General features: G+C 70.9%; 22 protein-coding genes. 16 read left to right on the forward strand and 6 right to left on the reverse strand.

Annotated elements, in window-relative coordinates:
* Positions 1-33: 33 nt before the first annotated feature.
* On the forward strand, positions 34-969 hold the full coding sequence (gene asd / locus MW290_RS12530; protein WP_250194984.1) for an archaetidylserine decarboxylase: 936 nt from the start codon (positions 34-36) through the stop codon (positions 967-969).
* Positions 966-2123, forward strand: coding sequence for a glycosyltransferase (locus tag MW290_RS12535; RefSeq protein ID WP_250194985.1), 1158 nt, complete (start codon positions 966-968; stop codon positions 2121-2123). Before asd ends, MW290_RS12535 begins: the two co-directional genes overlap by 4 nt.
* A 36-nt stretch (positions 2124-2159) precedes the next feature.
* Here the strand turns inward: MW290_RS12535 and MW290_RS12540 are convergent, their stop codons facing one another.
* Complete coding sequence (locus MW290_RS12540; protein WP_250194986.1) at positions 2160-3041, reverse strand: UDP-2,3-diacylglucosamine diphosphatase; 882 nt, start codon at positions 3039-3041, stop codon at positions 2160-2162.
* A 68-nt stretch (positions 3042-3109) separates the two neighbouring features.
* A complete protein-coding gene (locus MW290_RS12545) occupies positions 3110-3598 on the reverse strand; it encodes a carboxymuconolactone decarboxylase family protein (RefSeq protein ID WP_250194987.1) in 489 nt (162 codons plus the stop codon).
* A 134-nt stretch (positions 3599-3732) separates the two neighbouring features.
* Between MW290_RS12545 and sigJ the strand changes: the two genes are divergently transcribed.
* Positions 3733-4665, forward strand: coding sequence for an RNA polymerase sigma factor SigJ (sigJ, locus tag MW290_RS12550; RefSeq protein WP_250194988.1), 933 nt, complete (start codon positions 3733-3735; stop codon positions 4663-4665).
* Positions 4666-4689: 24 nt separating this feature from the next.
* Here sigJ and MW290_RS12555 read toward each other — a convergent pair whose 3' ends face one another.
* The 3 genes from MW290_RS12555 to MW290_RS12565 all read right to left on the reverse strand — a co-directional run bounded on the left by MW290_RS12555 (position 4690) and on the right by MW290_RS12565 (position 7307).
* Positions 4690-4860 (reverse strand): hypothetical protein, encoded by a 171-nt coding sequence (locus MW290_RS12555; RefSeq protein ID WP_250194989.1) that lies wholly within the window; start codon positions 4858-4860, stop codon positions 4690-4692.
* A 72-nt stretch (positions 4861-4932) separates the two neighbouring features.
* Positions 4933-6171 (reverse strand): NAD(P)/FAD-dependent oxidoreductase, encoded by a 1239-nt coding sequence (locus MW290_RS12560; protein ID WP_250194990.1) that lies wholly within the window; start codon positions 6169-6171, stop codon positions 4933-4935.
* A gap of 143 nt (positions 6172-6314) precedes the next feature.
* Positions 6315-7307: a LysR family transcriptional regulator gene (locus MW290_RS12565; RefSeq protein WP_375142760.1), complete on the reverse strand. Its 993-nt coding sequence runs from the start codon at positions 7305-7307 to the stop codon at positions 6315-6317.
* A gap of 112 nt (positions 7308-7419) precedes the next feature.
* On the opposite strand from MW290_RS12565, the gene MW290_RS12570 reads away from it, so the two are divergent.
* Complete coding sequence (locus MW290_RS12570; protein ID WP_250194992.1) at positions 7420-8415, forward strand: Bug family tripartite tricarboxylate transporter substrate binding protein; 996 nt, start codon at positions 7420-7422, stop codon at positions 8413-8415.
* 19 nt (positions 8416-8434) lie between these two features.
* Positions 8435-9973: an amidase gene (locus MW290_RS12575; RefSeq protein ID WP_250194993.1), complete on the forward strand. Its 1539-nt coding sequence runs from the start codon at positions 8435-8437 to the stop codon at positions 9971-9973.
* On the opposite strand, the gene MW290_RS12580 is transcribed toward MW290_RS12575, so the two are convergent.
* Positions 9970-11226: an NIPSNAP family protein gene (locus MW290_RS12580; protein WP_250194994.1), complete on the reverse strand. Its 1257-nt coding sequence runs from the start codon at positions 11224-11226 to the stop codon at positions 9970-9972. The two genes, MW290_RS12575 and MW290_RS12580, sit on opposite strands and share 4 nt — an antisense overlap.
* Positions 11227-11314: 88 nt before the next feature.
* On the opposite strand from MW290_RS12580, the gene MW290_RS12585 reads away from it, so the two are divergent.
* The 11 genes from MW290_RS12585 (at position 11315) to MW290_RS12635 (ending at position 22701) form a co-directional block, all read left to right on the forward strand.
* Positions 11315-12295 (forward strand): helix-turn-helix transcriptional regulator, encoded by a 981-nt coding sequence (locus MW290_RS12585; RefSeq protein WP_250194995.1) that lies wholly within the window; start codon positions 11315-11317, stop codon positions 12293-12295.
* A 33-nt stretch (positions 12296-12328) separates the two neighbouring features.
* Positions 12329-12883 carry an ECF-type sigma factor gene (locus MW290_RS12590; protein WP_250194996.1) on the forward strand — a complete coding sequence of 185 codons (555 nt, stop codon included), beginning with the start codon at positions 12329-12331 and terminating at the stop codon, positions 12881-12883.
* A gap of 153 nt (positions 12884-13036) precedes the next feature.
* Complete coding sequence (locus MW290_RS12595; protein WP_250194997.1) at positions 13037-15943, forward strand: serine/threonine-protein kinase; 2907 nt, start codon at positions 13037-13039, stop codon at positions 15941-15943.
* 143 nt (positions 15944-16086) lie between these two features.
* A complete protein-coding gene (locus MW290_RS12600; RefSeq protein ID WP_250194998.1) occupies positions 16087-16887 on the forward strand; it encodes a hypothetical protein in 801 nt (266 codons plus the stop codon).
* A 61-nt stretch (positions 16888-16948) separates the two neighbouring features.
* Positions 16949-17470 (forward strand): T6SS immunity protein Tdi1 domain-containing protein, encoded by a 522-nt coding sequence (locus tag MW290_RS12605; protein ID WP_250194999.1) that lies wholly within the window; start codon positions 16949-16951, stop codon positions 17468-17470.
* Positions 17471-17908: 438 nt separating this feature from the next.
* Positions 17909-18421, forward strand: a complete 513-nt coding sequence (gene tssB / locus MW290_RS12610) for a type VI secretion system contractile sheath small subunit (protein WP_250195000.1) — start codon at positions 17909-17911, stop codon at positions 18419-18421.
* Between the two features lie 27 nt (positions 18422-18448).
* Positions 18449-19942, forward strand: a complete 1494-nt coding sequence (gene tssC / locus MW290_RS12615) for a type VI secretion system contractile sheath large subunit (RefSeq protein WP_250195001.1) — start codon at positions 18449-18451, stop codon at positions 19940-19942.
* Positions 19943-19977: 35 nt separating this feature from the next.
* Positions 19978-20460 (forward strand): Hcp family type VI secretion system effector, encoded by a 483-nt coding sequence (locus MW290_RS12620; RefSeq protein ID WP_250195002.1) that lies wholly within the window; start codon positions 19978-19980, stop codon positions 20458-20460.
* 126 nt (positions 20461-20586) lie between these two features.
* Positions 20587-21072 (forward strand): type VI secretion system lipoprotein TssJ, encoded by a 486-nt coding sequence (gene tssJ / locus MW290_RS12625; protein ID WP_250195003.1) that lies wholly within the window; start codon positions 20587-20589, stop codon positions 21070-21072.
* A 22-nt stretch (positions 21073-21094) separates the two neighbouring features.
* Positions 21095-22438: a type VI secretion system baseplate subunit TssK gene (tssK, locus tag MW290_RS12630; RefSeq protein WP_250195004.1), complete on the forward strand. Its 1344-nt coding sequence runs from the start codon at positions 21095-21097 to the stop codon at positions 22436-22438.
* Positions 22438-22701, forward strand: a complete 264-nt coding sequence (locus tag MW290_RS12635; RefSeq protein WP_250195005.1) for a PAAR domain-containing protein — start codon at positions 22438-22440, stop codon at positions 22699-22701. The genes tssK and MW290_RS12635 overlap by 1 nt, the downstream gene beginning before the upstream one ends.
* The last annotated feature ends 7 nt before the right edge of the window (positions 22702-22708 follow it).

Here is a 22708-nt window from a genome sequence, read left to right on the forward strand (position 1 = left end):
GTCCTTGTTTGCCATACCCGGGGTCTAACCCAGATGCTTGACACCACCATGAAAACCGGCGCCTGGCGCCGCCTGTTGCAGCAGGAAGACCTCAACTTCCTGCTCACCAACCGCATTCCGCGCATCGCGCTCACACGGGCGATGGGCCGCTTCAGCAAGATCCGCAGCCCGTGGCTGGCGCGGCTGTCCATCGCGGTGTGGCGGCTGTTCACCGACCTGGACCTGAGCGATGCGAAGCAGCAGCGCTTTGCCAGCCTGCATGACTGCTTCACGCGTGAGCTGGTGGCCGGCGCGCGGCCGGTGTGCATGGCGCCTGAGGTGCTGTGCAGCCCCAGCGATGGCATCGTGGGCGAGTGCGGCACGGTGCAGGCCGGCCGCGTGTACCAGGCCAAGGGCTTTCCGTACCGCATGGCCGAGCTGTTCGGCCCCACGCAGGACAGCAGCGTGTTCGAAGGCGGCACCTACCTCACGCTGCGGCTCACCTCGGCCATGTACCACCGCTTCCATGCGCCGTATGACGCGACGCTGGAGCATGTCACCTACCTCAGCGGCGACACCTGGAACGTCAACCCGGTGGCGCTGAAGCGGGTGGAGCGCCTGTTCTGCCGCAACGAGCGCGCCGTGCTGCGGCTGCGGCTGGCGAAAGACGGCCAGCCGCTGGCCATCGTGGCGGTGGCGGCGGTGCTGGTGGCCAGCATCCGGCTGCATGCGCTGGACGTGCTGCTGCACCTGCGCTGGCCCGGCCCGCATGAGCTGCCTTGCAATGCCGCGGTGCAAAAGGGGCAGGAGCTGGGCTGGTTCGAGCATGGGTCCACGCTCATCGTCTTCGTGCCGCCGGGCTTTGCGCTGGCCGAGGGCGTGCACACCGGCCGCCGTCTGCGCATGGGCGAGCCGCTGCTGCGCCGGGTGGGCGCCACGGCGCCGTCAACGGCCGGTCATGCGGCGGGTGCAGCATCGGGCCCCGCATGAAGACCATCGACCTCGTGTACTTCGACGCGGGCGGCGGCCACCGCGCCGCGGCCCAGGCGCTGCAGGAAGCGGCGGCGCTGCAGCAGCGGCCCTGGCGGGTGCGGCTCGTCAACCTCACGCGGGTGCTGGACGCCCAGTCCAGCTTCCGGCGCCTGACGGGCTTCGAGCCCGAGGACTACTACAACCTGCGTCTGCGCCGCGGCTGGACGCTGGGCCTGGCGCAGGAGCTCAAGCTGCTGCAGATGCTGATCCGCCTGGGCCACCGGCCGATGGTGCGGCTGCTGCGCCGGCACTGGCAGGCTGCGCCGCCCGACCTGGTGGTGAGCCTGGTGCCCAACTTCAACCGGGCCTTGTTCCAGGGCCTGCGCGCGGCGGCGCCACGCGTGCCGTACATGACGGTGCTCACCGACCTGGCCGACCACCCGCCGCACTTCTGGATCGAGCCGCAGCAGGCGCAGACCTTCGTCTGCGGCACGGCGCGCGCGGTGCAGCAGGCGCTGGCGGCCGGTGTGCCCGCCCAGCGGGTGCAGGCCACATCGGGCATGGTGCTGCGCCCCGCCTTCCATGCGCCGGCCCTGCCGGCGGCCGAGCGCGCCCGTCAACGACAGGCCCTGGGCCTGCCGGTGGAAAGCCCGCTGGGGCTGGTGATGTTCGGCGGCCATGGCTCGGTGCAGATGCTGTCCATCGCCCGCCGGCTGGACGAGGTGCCGCTGCTGTTCGCCTGCGGCCACAACGTGGCGCTGCGGCAGGAACTGCAGGCCCTGCAGCGCAGCGCGCCGCATGTGGCGGTGGGCTTCACGCAGGACATTCCGCCGCTGATGGACCTGGCGGACTTCTTCATCGGCAAGCCCGGCCCCGGCAGCCTGAGCGAAGCGGTGCAGCGCGGCCTGCCGGTGATCGCGCTGGCGCCCACCGGCGTGATGCCGCAGGAGCGCTACAACGTGCAGTGGATCGCCGAGCACGGCCTGGGCACGACGGTGCGTTCGGTGCGCGCGCTGGGCCACGCCACGCAGCGGCTGCTGGCCGATCTGCCGGCCTACCAGGCACGGGTGGCGGCGATGGGCAATCGGGCGGTGTGGGAGGTGCTGGAGCTGATGGCGCAGCAACTGCAGGCCGCCGGAGCCGCCGCGGCTTCGGAGAGCCTGCCCCTGTGAGGGGCGACCGGGCCGGGCGCCGCCCGGCCGCGGGTGCTACAGCACCTGATCGAGCAAGGCCGCGGTCTCGTCGGCGCGCTGGCCGGCCGCCGCCTTGCGGCCCTTGCGCAGCCCGCGCTTGACCACCGTCTGCGGCGTGCGCGCCGTGCGGCTGCGGTCCAGGATTTCCAGTCGGCCGTCGGCGTGTTCGACCAGCGCGGTCAGGCTTTCCACCCAGTCGCCGTCGTTGCAATACAGCACGCCGTCGATGCTGCGCATCTCGGCATGGTGGATGTGGCCGCACACGACACCGTCGGCGCCGCGGCGCTGGGCTTCGCGGGCCAGGGCGGATTCGAAGTCGCCCACGTAGCTGACTGCCCGCTTGACCTTGAGCTTGAGGTAGCGCGACAGGCTCCAGTAGGGCAGCCCCAGCCGGGCCCGTGCGCTGTTGAACCAGCGGTTCACCTTGAGGGTGAACTCGTAGGCCACGTCGCCCACCAGCGCCAGCCAGCGGGCGCACTGCACCACGCCGTCGTACAGGTCGCCGTGGGTCACCCACAGGCGGCGGCCGTCGGCGGTGATGTGCATGCACTCTTCCACCACCTCCACGCCGCCGAAGTTCACGCCCAGGTAGCGGCGCGCGAACTCGTCGTGGTTGCCGGGCACGAAGACCACGCGCGTGCCCTTGCGGGCCTTGCGCAGGATCTTCTGCACCACGTCGTTGTGCGACTGCGGCCAGTACCAGCTGCGGCGCAGCTGCCAGCCATCGATGATGTCGCCCACCAGGTACAGCGTCTCGCACTCCACCTCGCGCAGAAAGTCCAGCAGCGCCAGCGCCTGGCAGCCCGGCGTGCCCAGGTGCAGGTCGGAGATCCAGACGGTGCGCATCTGCAGCACCGGCGCCGGTCGGTCGGCGAAGCCGTCAGGGTCGGGTCGCATGCCGGCATGCTGGGGTCGCCGGGTGACGGCGGCATGACGGCGCGGTGACCGTCCGGCGACGGTGGCCCTCAGGCCAGGCCCGCCTTGTCCAGGCCATAGGCCTTGTCGAGCGAGCCGGGCAGCGTCCGGAAGGCAACGCCGGCGCGGTTCCAGGCGTTGATCAGCATCACCTGGTAGGTGAGGTCGCTCAGCGCCGCCTCGTCGAACTGCTCGCGCACCTCGGCATACAGCGCGTCGCTGATGCCTTCGGGCGCCAGCCGCGTCAGTGCCTCGGTCCAGGCCAGGGCGGCCCGCTCCCGCGCGTTGAACAGCGGCGACTCGCGCCAGGCGGCCAGGTGGTACAGGCGCAGCTCACGCTCGCCATGCAGCCGCGCCTGCTTGCTGTGCATGTCCAGGCAGAAGCTGCAGCCGTTGAGCTGGGAGGCGCGGACGTCCACCAGGTGCAGCAGCGCTGCGTCCACATGGCCGCGGCGGGCCAGCGTCAGGCTCACGTCGGCCAGCTTCTTGAAAAGCTCGCTGGACAGCGCGGCATGGTTCAGTCGGGGAAGGGTGTTCATGGTCTTGGCCTTGCGGCAGGTGTGAAGGGTTTGAAGGCCGGTCCGCGCCTGGTGGCGCAGCGGCTTCACAGGTCAAGACGAGCCAGCCCCGCGGCGTGTGACATCGCCCGGGCGCTTGGCCTACAGTCGCCCTGATGTCCACGCCCACCCCCGGCCTGGCGCAGGCCCAGGACGAGCGGGCACTGCGCTTTCAGCAATCGCATGCGCGTGCCTTGCGGGCGCTGGCCTACCGCATGCTGGGCTCACGGGCCGAGGCCGAGGACGTGGTGCAGGACGCCTGGCTGCGATGGAGCACGGTGGACGAAGCCACGGTCCAGCATGCGGGCGCCTTCCTTTCGCGGCTGGTGACGCACCTGTGCCTCGACCGGCTGAAGTCGGCCGCGGCGCAGCGTGAGCACTACGTGGGCGTGTGGCTGCCCGAGCCGCTGGTGGACGAAGCCGCCGGCTGGTGCCCCGGCCCCGAGGCACAGGCCGAGTACGCGCAGGAGGTGTCCACCGCCTTCCTGCTGGCGCTGCAACGGCTGTCGCCGCTGGAGCGGGCGGCCTTCCTGCTGCACGACGTGTTCGAGCTGGATTTCGACGAGATCGGCGGCCGGCTGCAGCGCAGCCCGGCGGCCTGCCGCCAGCTGGCCAGCCGGGCGCGCAGCCGTGTGAGGGCCGGGGAGGCGCGCCAGACGGTGCAGGCGGACGAGCACGAGCGGCTGCTGGCCGCCTTCATCCAGGCCTTGCAGCAGCAGGACGTGGCCGCGATGGCGCAGGTGCTGGCCGACGACGCGGTGCTGCTGGCCGATGGCGGCGGCAAGGTGAACGCGGTGCCGCGCGCGCTGGCGGGCGGCGGCCGTGTGGCCAAGGCCCTGGTGGGCTTCACCAAGCTGCCGGGGCATCTGCAGTGGCGGCTGCAGCCGGCGCGGATCAATGGCGAGCCGGGCTACGTGGCTTATGACGCGCAGGGCCTGCCGGTGCAGACGGTGGTGCTGCGGCCGGCCGACGCGGGCCGCATCGCTGCGGTGTACATCCAGCGCAACCCCGACAAGCTGCGGCACCTGCGGCCGCTGCCGCCTGCCTGAGCCGCGGGCGCTGGCGCCGCCCCGTCAGTGCGGCGGAATCCAGTCCAGCACCAGGTGCACCAGCCGCGACACCGAGGCCGCCAGCCGGAACAAGGTGTCCAGCACCTGGGCGCAGGCCTGCAGCAGCGCGGCGGGCACGGCCAGCGCATCGGCCAGCAGGGCGCGCAGGGTTTGCAGCAGGGTGTCGATGAACATGGCCGCGATGCTACGGCCTGCGGGCGCCGCAGCCAAGCCGGTCGGCGACTTTCAAGGTATGGGCGGTGGCGGTCAGCCGAAGCGGGCCGGCGCATACGGCGCCGCGTCCAGCAGCGGTGCGGCACCGGTCATCAGGTCGGCCAGCAGGCGTCCGCTGGCCGGGCCCAGCGTGAAGCCCTGGTGGGCATGCCCCAGGTTGAACCACAGGCCGCGGTGACGCGGGGCCGGGCCGATCACCGGCAGCATGTCGGCGGTACAGGGGCGGGCGCCCATCCACGGCGTGCTTTCCACCGGCGTGCCCAGGGGAAGCAACTCGTTGGCCAGCGCCTCGGCCTTGTGCATCTGCACCGGCGTGGGGGCGGCGTCCAGTCGCGCGAACTCGGCGCCGGTGGTCACGCGCACACCGCGCTGCATCGGGCCCATCACCAGGCCGGCTTCCACGTCGTAGAGCGACAGCCGGGGCGCGATGGGCGCCGCATGGTGCCGGTGGTAACCCCGCTTGATGAACAGCGGGTAGCGGTAGCCCAGCGTGCGCAGCAGCGTGTCCGACCACGGCCCCAGCGCCACCACCGCCTGGGCGGCCTGCACCGGGCCATCGGCCGTCTGTACCTGCCAACCACTGCCGGTGGCGGCCAGCGTGGCCGCGTCGCCGATCAGCAGCCGGCCGCCGTGGGCCTGCAGGGCCTGCGCATAACGGGCCACCAGCGCACCGGGGTCGTTCACGGTCCACGGGTCCAGCCAGTGCAGGGCACCGGCGGCGCGCTCGGTCACGCCGGGCTCTGCGCGGCGCAGCGTGTCGCGGTCCATCACCACATGGCGCAGGCCGTGCCGTTCGGCCAGGCGCTGCGCGTCGGTCACGGCCGCCGCCATCGCGTCGCCGGTGCGGAAGATCCAGCGGTAGCCTTCTCGGCGCACCAGGTCCTGGGCGCCGGCCAGGCCGATCAGTTCGTCATGGGTGTGCAGGCTGTGCTCGATGAGGGCCGCATAGGCCTGCGACAGCTGCGCATGCCGCCGTGGGGCCGAGTTGCGCCAGTAGCGGGACAGCGGTGCCGCCAGGCCGGGCAGGGCGCCCAGGTGGTAGTTCACGTCGGCACCGCGCTTCATCGCCACGCCCAGCAGCTTGGACAGCTGGCGCGGGAATGCATAGGGCACCACCGCTTCGCGCTGGATGATGCCGGCGTTGCCGTAGGAGGTTTCGCGCCCGGGCTCACGCCGGTCGACCAGCGTGACCGCATGGCCGCGCAAGGCCAGGTGCAGGGCGGTGCAGGTGCCCACCATGCCGGCCCCCAGCACCAGCACGTCGGGCTTCATGCGGGGGCGAAACGGTGGATGGGCTTCGGCAGGTAGGTGGTCATGGGCGTTGGCAGTGCGGCTGAGATGCCGCCGATTATTCAGCCGGCGCGGGTGCTGCAGCCGCCGCGCGGTTGAATCCAGCGTTGCGCCAGGCGCAAGGCTCAGCCGCCCTCCAGCCGCTGGCGCAGGAAGTCGATGAAGGCACGCGCGGCTTCCGGCAGCTGGCGTCCTGCCAGGGTCTGCACCTCGAAGTGGCGTTCGGTCATCTCGCGGTCGCGCAGCGGCACCGCCACCACCGCGCCTTGCTGCAGGTGCTGGCGCAAGGCCAGTTCGCCGCAGAAGGTGATGGCCTGCGTCTCGGCCGCGTAGGCCACCAGCGGAAACAGGTGGTCGCTGGTGAAGCGCGACTGGTAGGCCAGGCCCTGGCGGCTGAAGCACACGTCCAGCAGCCGGCGCAGCGTGGAGGCGGTGGAGGGCAGGGCCAGCGGCCAGGCCACCACCTGCGCCAGCGTGAGGTGGCGCTTGCCCGCCAGCGGGTGGCCGGCGGCCAGCACCGCCAGCACGGGGGCGGGGTGGCGCAGCTCCACCGTCAGGTCGCGCTCCGACGTGAGGTTCACCGTCACGCCCACGTCGGCCGCGCCTTCGCGTACACGGCGCACCACCTCGGCCTGCACCGCCATGTCCAGCGAGAAGCTGACGTGCGGCTGCCGCGCCTGGAACTGCGCCACCAGGGCCGGCAGGAAGTCGTAGGCGAAGCCCTCGGTGGCCACCAGCTTGACCTTGTCCTTGCGCTGGCCGCGCAAGGCCTGGATCTCTTCGGCCACGCGCTCCATGTCCAGCCAGGCGCGGCGGGCGTGGGCGGCCAGCAGTTCGCCGGCCGAGTTGAGCACCACGCCGCGCGCACGCCGCTCGAACAGCAGCGTGTCCATCTCGCGTTCCAGCCGCGCGATCTGGCGGCTGACGGCCGAAGGCGCCAGGTTCAGCCGCGCGGCCGCCTGCGTGATGGAGCCGGTGTTGGCCACCTCCAGGAAGTGCTGCAGCGCCGGCTCCTGCAACGCACGGGCGTTGACGCTGCGGCTGCGGGCGGCGGGGCGGCGCGCGACCGGCTTGCTGCGCGGCGGCGCGGGGGTGGGGGGCGAACTGGCCATGGCCAAGGCTAGCCAAGCCTTGCGTTTGACGCAACGCTCGATTCGCCGCCATGCCGTTGCTGGCGGTGGGGGCCGTTCCTAGGATGCGCCCATGTCCCCTTGCTGGAGCACCCACCGCATGAGCCCTGTCACCACCCCCCACCGCCAGGTGCTTTGGACCGCGGCCTGCGCCTTGCTGGCCGCCGCCAGCCTGCCGATGCAGGCACATGCGCAGGCCTACCCGCAAAAGCCGATGACGCTGGTGGTGCCGTTTCCGCCCGGCGGCAGCACCGACGTGCTGGGCCGCCTGTTCGGCAAGCTGCTGTCCGAGCAGCTGAAGCAGCCGGTCATCATCGACAACCGGCCCGGCGCCGGCACCATCCTGGGCGCGCAACTCGTGGCCAAGGCCGCGCCCGATGGCTACACCTTGCTCATCAGCTCGGGCTCCACCTTCACCGTCAACCCGGCCATCCGGCCCAACCTGCCCTACGACCCGGTCAAGAGCTTCGAGCCGGTGGCCATCGTGGCGCGGGTGCCGCTGGTGCTGCTGGCCAACAACGCGGTGCCGGTGAAGGACGTCAAGGGATTCGTGCAGGCCATCAAGGCGCAGCCGGAGAAGTTCGCCTATGCCTCCTTCGGCAGCGGCACCACCTCGCACTTCACCGGCGAGATCATCCTGCAGGCCGTGGGCGGCAAGATGCTGCACGTGCCCTACAAGGGCAGCGCCCCGGCCATGACCGACCTGATCGGCGGCCAGGTGCCGTACTCGGTGGACACGGTGATCGCCGCGCTGCCGCAGCTCAAGGCGGGCAAGGTCAAGGCCATTGCGGTGACCACCGCCAGACGCTCGCAGCAGCTGCCCGACGTGCCCAGCTTCGCCGAGAGCGGCTACCCGCAGGTGGACGCCGACACCTGGCTGATGCTGGCCGCGCCCAAAGGCACACCGGCCGCCGTGCGCGCCACGCTGGAAAAGACGCTGGCCGGCCTGCTGGCCAAGCCCGAGGTGCGGCAGCTGCTGCTGCAGCAGGGCGCCGAGCCGGCCTTCAGCTCGGCCGCGCAGGCCGCCGCGCAGATCGACAAGGAACTGCCGCTGATGCGGGCCGTGGCCCAGCGCGCCAACATCCAGCCCGATTGAGGCCATGCCTGCGATGCCCATGACCCCGCCCGCTTCCGCCAGCCCTTCCTGCATCACCGCGCTGCCGGCGGTGGAACTGCGCCGGCTCATCGGCAGCCGCGCCCTGTCGCCGGTGGAGCTGCTGGAAGCCTGCATCCAGCGCATCGAGCGCTACAACCCCTTCGTCAACGCCGTCACCGCCACCTGCTTCGAGCGTGCGCGGGTGGAGGCAAGGGCCGCCGAGCAGGCGGTGATGCGTGGCGAGCCACTGGGCCTGCTGCACGGCCTGCCGCTGGGCGTGAAGGACCTGGAGCCCACCGAGGGCCTGCTCACCACGCTGGGCACGCCCAGCCTGCGCAATCACGTGCCCACGGCCGACGTGGAACTGGTGGCCCGGCTGCGCCGCGCCGGCGCCATCGTGGCCGGCAAGACCAACGTGCCCGAGATGGGCGCGGGTGCCAACAGCCGCAACCCGGTGTGGGGCGCCACCGGCAACCCGTTCGATCCGCGGCTGAATGCGGGCGGCTCGTCCGGCGGCTCGGCCGCCGCGCTGGCGCTGGACCTGCTGCCGGTGTGCACAGGCTCGGACACCGGCGGCTCGCTGCGCATACCCGCGGCCAAGTGCGGCGTGGTGGGCCTGCGGCCTTCGCCCGGCGTGGTGCCCAGCGTGCGCAAGCCGCTGGGCTGGTCGCCCATCTCGGTCGTGGGCCCGATGGGCCGCAGCATGGCCGACACCTGCCTGCAGCTGGCCGCCACGGCCGGCCCGCATGCCGGCGATGCACTGAGCTTTCCGCTGGAGGCCGGTGCCTTCCTGCAGCCGGCGCCGGTGGACCTTTCGCGCCTGCGCGTGGCCTGGACCGAGGACTTCGGCGCCTGCGACGTGGACCCGGTGGTGCGCCAGGCGATGCGCGACAAGATGGCCGCCATGCGCCACCTGTTCGCGGCCTGCGACGAAGTGAGCTTCGACCTGGGCGACGTGCACCGCTGCTTCGACGTGCTGCGGGCCGAGGCCTTCGTGGCCGGCATGCGCGAGACCTATGAGCGCGACCCCGGCAGCCTGGGCCCCAACCCGCGCGCCAATTACGAACTGGGCGTCAAGATGTCGCTGCTCGACGCCGCCTGGGCCCAGGCCGAGCAGACGCGCATCATCAACCGCTTCCAGCAGGTCTACCGGGACTACGACCTGGTGCTGTCACCCACCACGCCGGTGTCGCCCTTCCCGTGGACACAGCCGCACGCGGCCGAGATCGATGGCCGCCCGCAGGCCAACTACTACCGCTGGCTGGCGCTGACCTACGTGGTCACGCTCACCACCCACCCGGCCTTGAGCCTGCCCTGCGGCCGCGACGCGCGTGGTCTGCCTTTCGGCCTGCAGGTGGTGGCGCCGTTCCGTGCCGACCTGGCGCTGCTGCGCGCCGGCCTGGCGCTGGAACAGGCTTTCGCCGCCCAGCCGGCCCTGGCCCGCCCAAGGCCCGATGCCGATCGCCTGGGCCCGGTGGAGCCGGCCTTGCGTTCCATCGTCACCGCGCCGCCGGATGGGCAGGCGGCTGCGGCCGGCGTTTCGGCCTCCGTGGTTTAAACGCCGGGGCCGCAGCCACCCGCCGGTGCGTGGCCCAGGGCCGAGCGCGCGGTCGGCATCAGCCGATGCTGCAGGGGCGGCGCGGCCGACCACGGCGCCAGCAGCGCGTCCAGCGGTCCGGTCCCGGCCGCTGCAGGCCCTGACGACACGCGCACCAGCACCTGCAAGTCTTGCCGCACCGGCAGCCGGGGAAAGTTGTTGGCCGCCGGCTCCGTGACGTACCAGCCGGTCAGCGCGCCACTGCCGACCTCCAAGGGTGGCTGCGACGCGGCACGGCACAGCGCCAGCAGTTCGGCCGACGCCGGCGCACGCAGCGGGTACAGGCGGATGTGCACTGGCTGTGGCGGCGCCATGCGCACCGCGCCGGCCGCCCGGCGCAGGCCCGCCAGCGGCAGGCCGGCGCCCGGCCAGGCGGGCCGCAGCAGCAGCACGTCGTCCGAATCCACCATCGTGGCGTTGGCCGCCTGCCGGTGCTGCTGCCACACCGGCCCGTCGTAGAAGCCGGCCAGTGCGGCGGCGCGCGTGGCCATGTCGGCAAAGCCGCGTAGCCAGACGAAGCGGTCCGGTGCATCCAGGTCGCGGAACTGGCCCATCACCACCATGCCCTGGGCTTCCTGCGGTTCCACGAAGTGGGTGTCGAAGAGGTCGACCAAGGTCTCGCGCTGGCCCGGGTAAAGGGTGTAGCGGCGCAACTCCAGCACCTGCGGTTCGATGGGCGGCAGCGGCAGTACCACCGCCTGGTCGGCCAGCCGCTCGAAGTCCATGGTCCAGTTCAGCTCCCAGCTGCGGCCGCCGTCGGCGGAAAACGCCTGTTCCCAGCGGGCGCGGTCCGGGCCTTGCCGACGCCACGTGAAGCGCACGCGGATGGGCCGGCCGTCCAGCAGGTCCTCGCCTTCGAACAGGCCTTCGTCCCCGTGGAATCCGCCCACCACCGGGGGCGCCAGCCGGCCGCTGTCGGCGTCCAGGCCCGTGCCGTCGTTGGTCAGCCAGTGGATGCTCCAGCGGCCCGTGGCGGGGTGGAAGCAGCGCAGCGTCATGCCCACCCAGCCGGGCCGCCGGGTCTCGGCCACCAGGGTGTCGAAGTGCACCAGCCCGCCGGGCAGGCGCTGGGCCTGCGTCTGTGCATCGAACACCTCCCAGTCGGTGCAGCCTTGCAGCCGCGCGCGCAGGCGGCGCTGGCGGCTGTGCCAGCGGCCGAGCATGAAGTCGAAGTCGTTGCAGGCGCCAGCGGCGCGGGTCGTCGTGCTTTGCATGTGCAGGTCCTTGGAAGGCGGTGTGCCGCATGCTCGCTGGCATAAAGTGACACGGCATGTCGTGTTTTTCGAGAAAGCCTGCCCTGCCATGAAAGCCAGCCGCCTGCTGTCGGTGCTGATGCTGCTGCAAAGCCGCGGCCGGGCCACCGCGCCCGAGCTGGCCCAGGCGCTGGAGGTGTCCACCCGCACCATCCTGCGGGACATCGACCAGCTGTCGGCCGCGGGCGTGCCGGTGTGGGGTGAGCGTGGCCGGCTGGGCGGCTTCCAGCTGCGCCCGGGCTGGACCACCCAGCTCACCGGCCTCACCGAGGCCGAGGCCAGCGCGCTGCTGCTGGCCGGCCTGCCGGGGCCCGCGACCGAGCTGGGGCTGGGCGAGGCGGCGGTGTCGGCCCGGCTCAAGCTGCTGGCCAGCGTGCCGCTGCCGCTGCGCACCAGCGCGGCCGAGGTGGCCGGGCGCCTGCACATCGACCCGCACGACTGGTACCGCGCGCCCGATGCGGCGCCCTGGTTGCGCGAGGCCGCCGAGGCAGTGTGGCGCGGCCGACGGGTGGTCGTGGACTACACCAGCTGGCAGCGCCGCTCGCGCCGCGAGCTGGACCCGCTGGGCCTGGTGCTCAAGGCCGGCAGCTGGTACCTGGTGGCCACCACGCCGGGGCAGGGCGAGCCGCGCACCTACCGCCTGGCCAGCGTCGGCACCATGAGCCTGCTGCCGCAGCCGGTGCGTCGGCCGCGGGGCTTCGACCTGGCGGCCTGGTGGCAGGCCGCGTCGGCGCGCTTCGAGGCGCAGCTGCGGCCGACCGAGGCGCAGGTGCTGGCTTCGCCGCGCGCGCTGGGCTGGCTGGTGCAGGCGCGGCGCCCGCACACGGTGCTGCCCTCACCACCGGCAGGCGTGCGGCTGCCGCGGGGCTGGCGCTGCGTGAACATGCCGATCGAATCCATCGACCACGGTGCAAGGCAGGTGCTGGGCCACGGGGCCGAGCTGCGGGTGCTGGGCCCGCCGGCGCTGCGCCGCGCCGTGCTGAGGCTGGCACGCCAGGTGCTGGCACGGCACGACACCGCAACAGGCTAGGATGGCCTGAACCACACCGCACCGGATCCTGGCATGGGAGAGATCACGCAGTTGTTGACCCGCGCACGCGAAGGGGACAAGCCCGCGCTGGATGCCATCTTCGAACTGCTGCACCCCGAGCTGCGGCAGATCGCGCACCGGCGGCTGTCGCACCACCGGCGCGACGGGCACGTGGACACCACCGCGCTGGTCAACGAGTGCTACCTCAAGCTGGTCAAGCGCGACCAGCTCACGCCGGCCGACCGGGCCCACTTCCTGGCCTACGCCGCCACCGTGATGCGGTCCATCATCGTCGACGCTGCCCGCGCCGCACAGGCCGACCGCCGCGGCGGCGATGCCCGGCCGGTGACGCTGGACACCGCGTTGCTGGCCTCCATTCCCAACCCGGTGGACGAGATCGTGGACGTGCATGCCGCGCTGGAAGAGCTTCGCCAGGTGGATGAGCGCCTGGTGCGGGTGGTGGAGATGCGCTTTTTCGCCGGCCTGGCGGTCGAGGAGATCGCCCAGGCCCTGGGCGTGACCGACCGCACCGTGCGCCGGGATTGGGCCAAGGCCCGCCTGCTGCTGGCCCATGCCTTGCGGCACTGAACGGCCGGCCGCAAGGCGCGTTGCTGTCCGCTGACAGGCTCATTTCTCGTAAGGCCCGGTAACGACGGTGTCCTGGCGCACCGACCGAGAGGAGGTCCCGATGCTGGCTGCGCATGTTGACCCACCCCGCGCGCGGGATTCAGGAGGCGTGCGTTGAAGCCCTCGTCCATCGCCGCGCTGCAGGCTGATTGGCCCGCCGTCAGCGACCTGCTGGATGAAGCCCTGGCGCTGCCACCGATGCGGCGCGAAGCCTGGCTGGATGCGTTGGCCGGCCCTGAGGCCCGGCACCGCGACACACTGCGGGCGCTGCTGGCCACCCAGGCCGAGATCGAGACCGGCGATTTCCTTGGCGCGTTGCCGCCGTTGCCGGCGACCGAGGCCACCGCCGGTGCGGTGCCCGGCGCCATCGTCGGCCCCTACCGGCTGGTGTCGCAGATCGGCCGCGGCGGCATGGCCAGCGTGTGGCTGGCCGAGCGGGTGGACGGCCTTGTCAAGCGCCCGGTGGCGCTCAAGCTGCCCGCGGTGGCCTGGGGCGAGGCCTTCGCAACGCGCCTGGTGCGCGAGCGCGAGATCCTGGCCGGGCTGGCCCACGAGCACATCGCCCGTCTGTACGACGCCGGCGTGGACGCCCAGGGCCGGCCCTACCTCGCCATGGCCTATGTCGACGGCCAGCCGATCGACGCCTACTGCCGCCAGCATCAGCTGCCGCTGAAGGCACGGGTGGCACTGCTGCTGCAGGTGATGGCGGCGGTGGCGCATGCCCACGGCCGGCTGGTGGTGCACCGCGACCTCAAGCCCAGCAACATCCTGGTGACGGCCGAGGGGCAGGTGTCGTTGCTCGACTTTGGCATCGCCAAGCTGCTGCAGGACGGCGAGCTGACGCAGGAGACCGCGCTGACCCGCCTGGGCGGCCATGCGCTCACGCCCGACTACGCCAGCCCCGAGCAGATCCGTGGCGAGCCGCTGGGCACCGCCACCGACGTGTACAGCCTGGGCATGGTGGCCTACGAGCTGCTGGCCGGCCGGCTGCCTTACCGGCTGCCCCGCGGCGGCTCCGCCGAGCTGCTGCAGGCCATCGATCAGGTGCAGCTGCCGCGGGCCAGCCAGGTGGCGGCCGAAGAACCGCAGGGCCGGGCCCATGCCCGCGCCTTGCAGGGCGACCTGGACGCCATCCTGCACCGCGCGCTCAAGCCGCGGCCGGAGGAGCGCTATGGCTCGGTCGATGCCTTTGCCCAGGACCTGCGGCGCTGGCGCGACGGCGAGCCGGTGCAGGCCCGGCCCGACAGCCTGGCCTACCGCACCGGCAAGTTCATCGCTCGCCACCGGCTGCAGGTGGGCGCGGGCGCGGTGGCCGTGGTGGCGCTGCTGGCGGGCTCGGGCGTGGCGCTGTGGCAGGCGCGCGAAGCCCGCGCGCAGGCCGAGCTTGCGCTCACCGAGGCGGCCACCGCGCGCTCGGTGCAGGCCTTTCTTGAATCGGTGTTCATGACCAACACCGGCCACCAGGACGACCCCGAAGCGGCCCGCCGCACCACCGCCCGTGAACTGCTGGACCGCGGCGCCGCGCGCATCGAGCGTGAGCTGGCCGACGTGCCCGAGGCCCAGCTGCGCCTGAACCAGACCATGCAGGAGATGTACATCCACATGGGTCTGAACGAGCGTGCCACCGCGCTGCAGCGGCGCAGCCTGGCCCTGGCCATGCGGCTGCACGGCGCCGACAGTGCCCAGGCCATCGAAGCCCGCACCAGCCTTGGCAAGAGCCTGATCGAGATGAACCAGCGCGACGAGGGCCGCGAGCAGCTGCTGGCAGCCGAGGCCGCCAGCCAGCGTGTGCCGGGGCTGGACCCCGGACTGCGCATGACCATCGACCAGACGCTGTCCTTCCTCTTCATCAACGAAGACCCGGTGCGCGCAGCGGACCTCGCGGCACGCGCGGCGCAGGTGGCCCGCCAGCTGCCCCCTTCGCAGGACACCCTCAACGCGCTGCAGATGCTGGGTGAAACCAGCTTCAAGCTGGGCCGGCTGCCCGAGGCCGAGGCCGCGCTGCGCGAAGCCGCGGCGCAGATCGAACGCCACCCCGACCTGGGCGGCGGTGCGCTGCCGGTGGTGCTGGCCACGCTGGGCACCACCCAGGCCAAGCGCGGCCGGCCGCAGGAGGCGCTGGACACCTTGCAGCGGGCGCAGGCGCAGGCCCGCCACCTGGGCGACCCCTACTCGCAGCACATCGTCGCGCAGAAGCTGATCAGCGCGCACACCGAGAACAGCCAGGCGGCCGAGGCGCTGGCCCTGGGCACGGCCGAAGTGGCCTGGGCGCGCGGGGCCGGGGCCGACTTCGGCGCCTTGCCGCTGCTGCTGGTGGGCCACCAGGCGCGGGCGCTGGTGGCGCATGGCGAGCCGGCCGCCGCCCTGGCCCTGCTGCAGGCCTGGCAGGCCCAGGTGGGCGGCTTGCCGCCCGACCTGCAGGTGGGCCTGCTGGCGGTGCGCGCCGACGCCAGGGTGGCCCTGGGCCGCGCCGCCGAAGCCCGGGCCGACCTGGAGCGGGCGTTGCCACTGGTGGGCGAGCACGCCCCATTCGTGATGGGTGAACTGCGCCAGGTGCGGCGCCGCTGGTGGGTGGCGCAAGGCCAGGCGGCGCAGGCGCTGCAGGACTTTCGCGGCGACGCTTTCGTCACCGCGCCATCGCCCGGCCCGCTGGTGACGGTGCGGCGCCAGGCCGAAGAAGCCGGCCTGCTGCTGGCCGCCGGCCATGCCAGCCTGGCCGCCGACCTGGCGGCGCAGGGCCTGGCCGCCGTGGCTGGCCTGCCGGACCGCCGCTTCGTCCGCCAGGCCGAGGCCGACCTGGCCGAGGTGCGTGGCCTGGCCTTGCTGCGGCAGGGCCAGGTCGCTGGAGCCGTGCCTGCGCTGGCGCAGGCCGTGGCGCTGCGCCGAGACCTGCAGGACCCGCGCAGCCCCGCGTTGGCACGCGGCCTTGCGGCCCTGGCCGAGGCCCAGGCCGCCAGTGGCCAGCCCGCTGCCGCCGGTGCCACCCGCGCCGCGCCACAACGGCTGCAGGCGCGCCCCTGACGCAGCCGGGAAGGCCGCAGGTCGTCCAGCCCCGCCGTCCATCCCTCCCCGGAGGGAGGCCCGGCTTGTCCGCCTGCCGCACCGCCCGCCGTACAGCCAGGACAAGGGGGCGCATGCCGCGCCGCCGCCGGGCAGGAGCGGTGATGGACTGGTGGGCCAAGAGCTTGTTGACGATGGCGTCGGTGGCGCTGGTGCTGGCCCTGGCGCGCCGCTGGGGCGGCAGCGCCGCCGGCATCGTGGCCGGGCTGCCCACCACCACCGCGCCCGCGCTGGGCTGGATGGCGCATGAGCAGGGTGCGCCCTTCGCGGCCCATGCAGCCGCGGCCACGGTGGCGGCCTGTGCCCTGATGGCGGCTTTTGCGCTGGCCTACGCCCATGCATCGCTGCGCCTGCGGCCGCGGGGCGTGGCCTTGGCCTGGGGCGCCGCCGCGGCCTTGGCCATGGTGGGTCCGGTGCTGGCCGCCGGCCACCACCTGCTGCCCGCGCTGGGCCTGGCGGGCGTGTGCAGCGTCTTGGCCTGGCGCGCTTGGCCTCCCTCCTTCGGCGGGGCGCCTGCGCAGGCGGACGCGCCGGCGCGTCCCTGGATCACCACCGCCTTGCCGGCGATCACGGCCGGCACCCTCAGCCTGGGCCTGGCGGCCGCGGGGCCGGTGATCGGCACCGTCGTGGCCGGGCTGCTGGCCTCGCTGCCAGTGGTCAGCGTGACGGTGGCCCTGGTTCAACATGCCGACCGCGGCGCGGCCGCGGCCCGCCAGTTCCTGCTGGGCACGGTGGCCGGCCTGTTCGGCCGCATGGCCTTCGGCACGGTGTTCGCCGCGACGGTGCCGGGCTGCGGCATCGGCACGGCGATGGCGCTCGCCGCCGGGGCTGCGGTGATGGTGAACCTGGCTTGCATGGCGCGGCTGGCGCGCGGGCCGGCCCTGGAGCGGCTGGCACGCGGCTGACCTGGGGGTGCAGCGCGGATACTGTGCGGTACCACCCGACGCACGCCGCAGCCCGCCTGTCATGCCCACCTGGTCGCAGGTCACCTTCGAGCCCACCGACGCTTCGCTGGCCGCGTTGCGTGAAGCCTGGGCCTGGAAGCTGGGCGCCGACTGGCAGCCGCTGCTGTGCTCCGTGCTGGGCGACGTGTTCATCGAGCTGCCGGCGGGCACCGTCTGGTGGTTGAGCACGGCCACCGGTGCGCTGGAGCAGGTGGCCGACGACCGCAGCGCCTTCGAGCAACTGCTGGACACCGACCGGGTGCAGGAGTGGTTCCTGCCCGGGCTGGTGGCGGTGCTGCTGCAGCAGGGTCAGCGGCTGCGCCGCGATCAGTGCTACTCGTACGCGGTGTTCCCGGTGTTCGCCGAAGGCAGCTTTTCGGCCGAGAACATGCATCCCCTGCCGGCTGCCGAGCACTTCAAGCGCAGCGGCCAGCTGCACCGGCAGATTCAGGCGCTGCCGGATGGGGTGCAGGTGGAGGTCTGCAGGGCACTGGGTGGCAGCGTGCGATGGTCGGGGCCAGCCAGCAACGACCGTGCAGGCTGAGTCTGAAGTCGCCGACACCGCGCGCCCGACAAAGAGCTTCGAGCTGGCCGGTTGTTGGTAAGACCTGCTTCACCTTGCACTAAGTGCTGAATTGACTTCAGCTTGAACGTCAAGATTTGCTGTGCCATCTCGATCTCGGTTGCATAGGCTATCTCCCTAGGCAATAAGCCCTGCAACGACGGCGGCGCCGTTGCTGCCAAAGCCTCCGGTGGGGCGCCCCACGCCCGGCCGTTGACGCCATCCGAACACCAGCCATGACGTGACTCGCAGCTGGTGTGGGTCCTTGTTCATCAAGGGCCTGCGTCCCTTCGATCTCTGAAGTCGCCACCCGCAGTTTTTACCTGAACGCCGACATGGGTTCGCCCTGTCTGCGGGCATTTCTCCGTGCCGATGTGGTGATCGGCTCTACCTCAACCCCACCTTCGCAGAAAGACAAGCATGAGCGCCAACAGCAGCCAGAAGTTCATTGCACGCAATCGCGCACCGCGTGTGCAGATCGAATACGACGTCGAGGTCTACGGCAGCGAAAAGAAGGTCGAGCTGCCCTTCGTGATGGGTGTCCTGGCCGATCTCTCGGGCAAGCCCGTGGCGCCGCTGCCGGAAGTCACCGAGCGCAAGTTCCTGGAGATCGACGTCGACAACTTCGACGAGCGCATGAAGGCCATCGCCCCGCGTGTGGCCTTCAGCGTGCCCAACACCCTGACGGGCGAAGGACACGTGATGGTCGACATCACCTTCGAAAGCATGGACGACTTCTCGCCCGCTGCCGTCGCCCGCAAGGTGGACGCCCTGCGCCAGCTGCTGGACGCACGCACCGAGCTGGCCAACCTGCAGACCTACATGGACGGCAAGGCCGGCGCCGAGGACCTCGTGCGCAAGCTGCTGGCCGATCCCGCGCTGATGAAAACGCTGGCAGCGGCACCGAAGCCTGAAGCCGCTGCCCAGGCCTGAACCCCTTCTACTTCCAGGGAGCGATCCATGTCCAATGCCGAACTGCTCGAAGAACCCAGCGTACAAGCCGGCAAGCCCAGCCTGTTTGCGCAACTGCTGGACCGTGAGTTCAAGCCCAAGGGCGACGAACAGCGCGAGGCGGTGGAATCCGCCGTCCGCACGCTGGCCCAGCAGGCGCTGAGCAACACCGTCACCATGAGCGACGATGCCTACGCCAGCATCGAAGCCATCATCGCGGAGATCGACGCCAAGCTCAGCGAGCAGATCAATCTCATCCTGCACCACGACGACTTCCAGAGCGTGGAGTCGGTCTGGCGCGGGCTCGATCACCTGGTCTCCAACACCGAGACCGACGAGATGCTGAAGATCCGCTTCATGGACATCAGCAAGTCCGAGCTGCGCCGCACCATGCGCCGCTACAAGGGCCTGGCCTGGGACCAGAGCCCATTGTTCAAGCGCCTGTACGAAGAAGAGTACGGGCAACTCGGCGGAGAGCCCTATGGCTGCCTGGTGGCCGACTACTACTTCGACCACACGCCCCCCGACATCGAGCTGCTGGGCTCGATGGCCAAGATCGCGGCCGCGGCGCACGCACCGTTCATCGCCGGCGCGGCGCCGAGCAACCTGCAGATGGACTCCTGGCAGGAACTGGCCAATCCGCGTGACCTGGCCAAGATCACCGGCAACCTGGAACACGCCGCCTGGAACTCCCTGCGCGAGACCGAGGATGCCCGCTACATCGGCCTGGCCATGCCGCGGTTCCTGGCGCGGCTGCCGTATGGGGCCAAGACCAACCCGGTGGACGAGTTCAACTTCGAGGAAGACACCCAGGGCGCCGACCACAAGAACTACGTGTGGAACAACGCGGCCTATGCCATGGCGGTGAACATCAACCGCAGCTTCAAGCTCTACGGCTGGTGCACCATGATCCGCGGTGTCGAGTCCGGCGGCACGGTCGAGAACCTGCCTTGCCACACCTTCCCGACGGACGATGGCGGCTTCGACATGAAGTGCCCGACCGAGATCGCCATCTCCGACCGCCGGGAGGCGGAACTGGCCAAGGCCGGCTTCGTGCCGCTGGTGCACCGCAAGGGCACCGACCACGCCACCTTCATCGGTGCGCAGTCGCTGCAAAAGGCGCAGGAGTACACCGACCCCGACGCCACGGCCAACGCCAACCTCTCGGCCCGGCTGCCTTACCTGTTCGCCAGCACGCGCTTCGCGCACTACCTCAAGGCCATCGTGCGCGACAAGCTGGGCGCGTTCAAGGAGCGCGACGAAATGCAGCGCTGGCTCAACGAATGGATCATGAATTACGTGGATGCCGACCCGGCTAACTCCAGCCAGGAAACCAAGGCACGCCGGCCTTTGGCCGCTGCCGAGGTGGTGGTCGAAGACATCGAAGGCAATCCCGGCTTCTACAGCGCCAAGTTCTTCCTGCGGCCGCACTTCCAGCTCGAAGGCCTGACGGTCAGCCTGCGCCTCGTGGCCAAGCTGCCCTCGGTCAAGGCCGCAGCCTGAGCCTCGTTCCCCACCCTTCATAGGAGCCAATCACCATGGCACAAGACATCTTCCTGAAGATCAACGGCATCGACGGCGAGAGCATGGACTCCGCGCACAAGAACGAGATCGAAGTGCTCTCCTGGGACTGGGAAATCCTGCAGGAGTCGAACATGCATGCCGGCTCCGGCGGTGGTTCGGGCAAGGCCACCGTGCGGGACCTCAAGTTCCTGCACTTCGTCGACCGTTCCAGCCCCAACCTGATGAAGTTCTGCCTCACCGGCAAGCACATCCCCGAGGCCAAGCTGGTGGTGCGCAAGGCGGGCGGCAATCCGCTCGAGTACCTCAAGATCACCATGAGCGATGTGGTGATCACTGCGGTGGCGCCGGTGGGCAGCAGTGCGGAAGAGCGCATCAAGGAGCGGGTCAGCCTTTCGTTCGCCAAGGTCAAGCAGGAGTACACGGTGCAGAACCAGCAAGGTGGCTCCGGCGGCGCTGTGACGGCGGGCTACGACATCAAGCTCAACAAGGAAGCCTGATGCCAGGCCTGGATTGACACCAGGCCCTTCTGCAGCAGACCCGTGCGCGGCGACCTGCCCGCACCGGGTCTGCTGGTCCCCCTCTTTCATGGCGCGGGTCCCATGCACGCTACCCAGATCTTGCGAATGGCGGCTGCTCTCGTGGCCGCGTGGCTGTTGGGCTTGCCGGCGTTGGCCCAGGACGCCAAAGAGGCCACGAAGCTGGTTCTACACATCGAGGCCACGGCACAGGCCAACCCAGACGCATCCGGACGACCGTCGCCTGCCAAGGTGCGCGTTTATGAACTCCAGGACAGCGCGAGCTTCGCCGAGGCCGACTACTTCAGCCTCAACAGCAACGACAAGAGCGTGTTGGGCAACGACCTGCTGGCCCGTGACGAGTTCATCCTGCGCCCCGGCGAGAGCCGCAAGATCGAGCGCAGGGGCAACCCCAAGACGCAGGCCATCGGCCTGCTGGTGGGCTACTACGACCTGAACGCGACCTGGCGGGTCATCCAGCCGCTGCCCGCAGCGCCTGAAGCGGCCTGGTACCGGGCCTTGCTGCCCAGCAACAAGCTGGAGCTGAGCATCCAGTTGCAGCCGCAGGGCATCGTCATCGTGCCGGCGCGCTGAGCATCCAGAGAAAGCACCCTCCATGACCTGGACCCACAAAGTCACCTGGACCGAAGGCCTGTTCCTGCGGCCGCAGCTCTTCCAGCAGCAAGAGCGCTACCTGGAAACCTTCGTCCACCGGCGAGCATTGCCGCTGTCGCCATTCTTCTGGGGCTTCAGCCACCTGCGCATTGATCCCGAGTCGCTCACGCTGGGCAAGCTCGTCATCGCCAGCGCCAGCGGCATTTGTGCGGACGGAACGCCCTTCGACATTCCGGGCCAGACGCCGCCGCCGGCGCCCCTGACCTTGACGCCCGAGCACCTGGGCCAGACGCTTCACCTGGCACTGGCCATCCGTGTGCCCAACGGGGAAGAAACCTCGTTCGAGGGTGCGCCGGTCAGCTCAGCCCGCTTCACTGTGTTCGACGCCGACATCCGCGATGCCAACTCCGTGGGGCAGGGCGTGCGCAGCGTGCAGTTGAGCCAGCTGCGCATGGTGCTGGTGCCGCAGAAGGAGTTGACCAGCGCCTGGATGGGGCTGCCCATCGCCAGGCTCACCGCGCTGCGCTCGGACGGCAGCGCAGAGCTGGAAACCGCCATCATCGCGCCCGTCAACCGCTATGGCGCCAGCGATCTGCTCAGCCAGTGGATATCGCAACTGCACGGCACGCTGAAGCAGCGCCTCGACCTTCTGGCCGACCGCCTGGCGGGCAGCGGTGCACAAGGCGGCACGCAGGCGGCGGAGGTGAGCGACTTCCTGTTGCTGCAGATCCTCAACCGCTATGAGCCGCAACTCGACCACCTGCTGCAGGTCAAGGAAACCCCGCCGGAGCACGCCTACGTGCTGTTGCGCAGCCTGGCCAGCGAACTGTCGACCTTCATCCGTGTGCAGACCCGCCGGGCCAACCCGGTCCCGGCTTATCAGCATGCGGATCCGTACGAAACCTTCAAGCCTTTGGTGGACGAGACACGCGAGCTGCTCAACAACGTGCTGATCCGCAGCGCCCAGTCCATCGCCCTGCAGCAGCGCCCGCATGGCATGTACCTGGCCAGCGTCGACCCCACGGAGCTGAAGAGCTACAGCCACATCGTGCTGGCCGTGGCGGCCGACATGCCGGCGGACCAACTGGCGCAGCAGTTCGTGGCCCACGCCAAGCTCGCTTCGTCAGACCGGCTGCCTGAGTTGGTGCGGCTGCATCTGCCGGGCCTGACCCTGCGCGTATTGCCCGTGCCGCCGCGGCAGATTCCGTTCAACGCCGGCCATGTCTATCTGCAACTGGAACCGCTGGGCAACCACTGGGAACGCCTGCAGACCCACGGCGGCATCGGCCTGCACGTGGGCAAGGAGTTTCCGAACCTGCGGATGGAGCTCTGGGGGGTGCGCTGATGGCCAGAAAGCTCATCGTGCTGGGCGACAGCACCGACCATGGGGGCAAGGTGATCAGCGCATCAGCCAGGCACACCATCGGCGGCAGGCCTATCGCTCGGCTTGGCGACAAGGTGGACTGCCCCACGAAGTCGCATGGGGTCAACGCCATCGTCGAGGGCGATGCAAGCTGCCTCATCGATGGCGTGCCGGTGGCGCTGGAAGGTCACAAGACCGAATGCGGATGTTCGCTGATCGGCTCGGTCGGCGTCACGCGCGGCTGAGGCTCAG

The organism is Aquincola tertiaricarbonis (assembly GCF_023573145.1).
GTDB classification, from domain to species: Bacteria; Pseudomonadota; Gammaproteobacteria; order Burkholderiales; family Burkholderiaceae_C; genus Aquincola; species Aquincola tertiaricarbonis_B.

What these genes read in the sequence shown, in the direction of transcription:
- MW290_RS12590 (WP_250194996.1), top strand. Translation starts at nt 12,329, where the DNA reads ATGGGAGAGATCACGCAGTTGTTGACCCGCGCACGCGAAGGGGACAAG.
- MW290_RS12605 (WP_250194999.1), top strand. Translation starts at nt 16,949, where the DNA reads ATGCCCACCTGGTCGCAGGTCACCTTCGAGCCCACCGACGCTTCGCTG.
- asd (WP_250194984.1), top strand. Translation starts at nt 34, where the DNA reads ATGCTTGACACCACCATGAAAACCGGCGCCTGGCGCCGCCTGTTGCAG.
- MW290_RS12575 (WP_250194993.1), top strand. Translation starts at nt 8,435, where the DNA reads ATGACCCCGCCCGCTTCCGCCAGCCCTTCCTGCATCACCGCGCTGCCG.
- MW290_RS12635 (WP_250195005.1), top strand. Translation starts at nt 22,438, where the DNA reads ATGGCCAGAAAGCTCATCGTGCTGGGCGACAGCACCGACCATGGGGGC.
- tssK (WP_250195004.1), top strand. Translation starts at nt 21,095, where the DNA reads ATGACCTGGACCCACAAAGTCACCTGGACCGAAGGCCTGTTCCTGCGG.
- tssC (WP_250195001.1), top strand. Translation starts at nt 18,449, where the DNA reads ATGTCCAATGCCGAACTGCTCGAAGAACCCAGCGTACAAGCCGGCAAG.
- MW290_RS12585 (WP_250194995.1), top strand. Translation starts at nt 11,315, where the DNA reads ATGAAAGCCAGCCGCCTGCTGTCGGTGCTGATGCTGCTGCAAAGCCGC.
- MW290_RS12560 (WP_250194990.1), bottom strand. Translation starts at nt 6,171, where the DNA reads ATGAAGCCCGACGTGCTGGTGCTGGGGGCCGGCATGGTGGGCACCTGC.
- MW290_RS12555 (WP_250194989.1), bottom strand. Translation starts at nt 4,860, where the DNA reads ATGTTCATCGACACCCTGCTGCAAACCCTGCGCGCCCTGCTGGCCGAT.
- MW290_RS12600 (WP_250194998.1), top strand. Translation starts at nt 16,087, where the DNA reads ATGGACTGGTGGGCCAAGAGCTTGTTGACGATGGCGTCGGTGGCGCTG.
- tssJ (WP_250195003.1), top strand. Translation starts at nt 20,587, where the DNA reads ATGGCGGCTGCTCTCGTGGCCGCGTGGCTGTTGGGCTTGCCGGCGTTG.
- tssB (WP_250195000.1), top strand. Translation starts at nt 17,909, where the DNA reads ATGAGCGCCAACAGCAGCCAGAAGTTCATTGCACGCAATCGCGCACCG.
- MW290_RS12570 (WP_250194992.1), top strand. Translation starts at nt 7,420, where the DNA reads ATGAGCCCTGTCACCACCCCCCACCGCCAGGTGCTTTGGACCGCGGCC.
- MW290_RS12580 (WP_250194994.1), bottom strand. Translation starts at nt 11,226, where the DNA reads ATGCAAAGCACGACGACCCGCGCCGCTGGCGCCTGCAACGACTTCGAC.
- MW290_RS12620 (WP_250195002.1), top strand. Translation starts at nt 19,978, where the DNA reads ATGGCACAAGACATCTTCCTGAAGATCAACGGCATCGACGGCGAGAGC.
- sigJ (WP_250194988.1), top strand. Translation starts at nt 3,733, where the DNA reads ATGTCCACGCCCACCCCCGGCCTGGCGCAGGCCCAGGACGAGCGGGCA.
- MW290_RS12535 (WP_250194985.1), top strand. Translation starts at nt 966, where the DNA reads ATGAAGACCATCGACCTCGTGTACTTCGACGCGGGCGGCGGCCACCGC.
- MW290_RS12545 (WP_250194987.1), bottom strand. Translation starts at nt 3,598, where the DNA reads ATGAACACCCTTCCCCGACTGAACCATGCCGCGCTGTCCAGCGAGCTT.
- MW290_RS12540 (WP_250194986.1), bottom strand. Translation starts at nt 3,041, where the DNA reads ATGCGACCCGACCCTGACGGCTTCGCCGACCGACCGGCGCCGGTGCTG.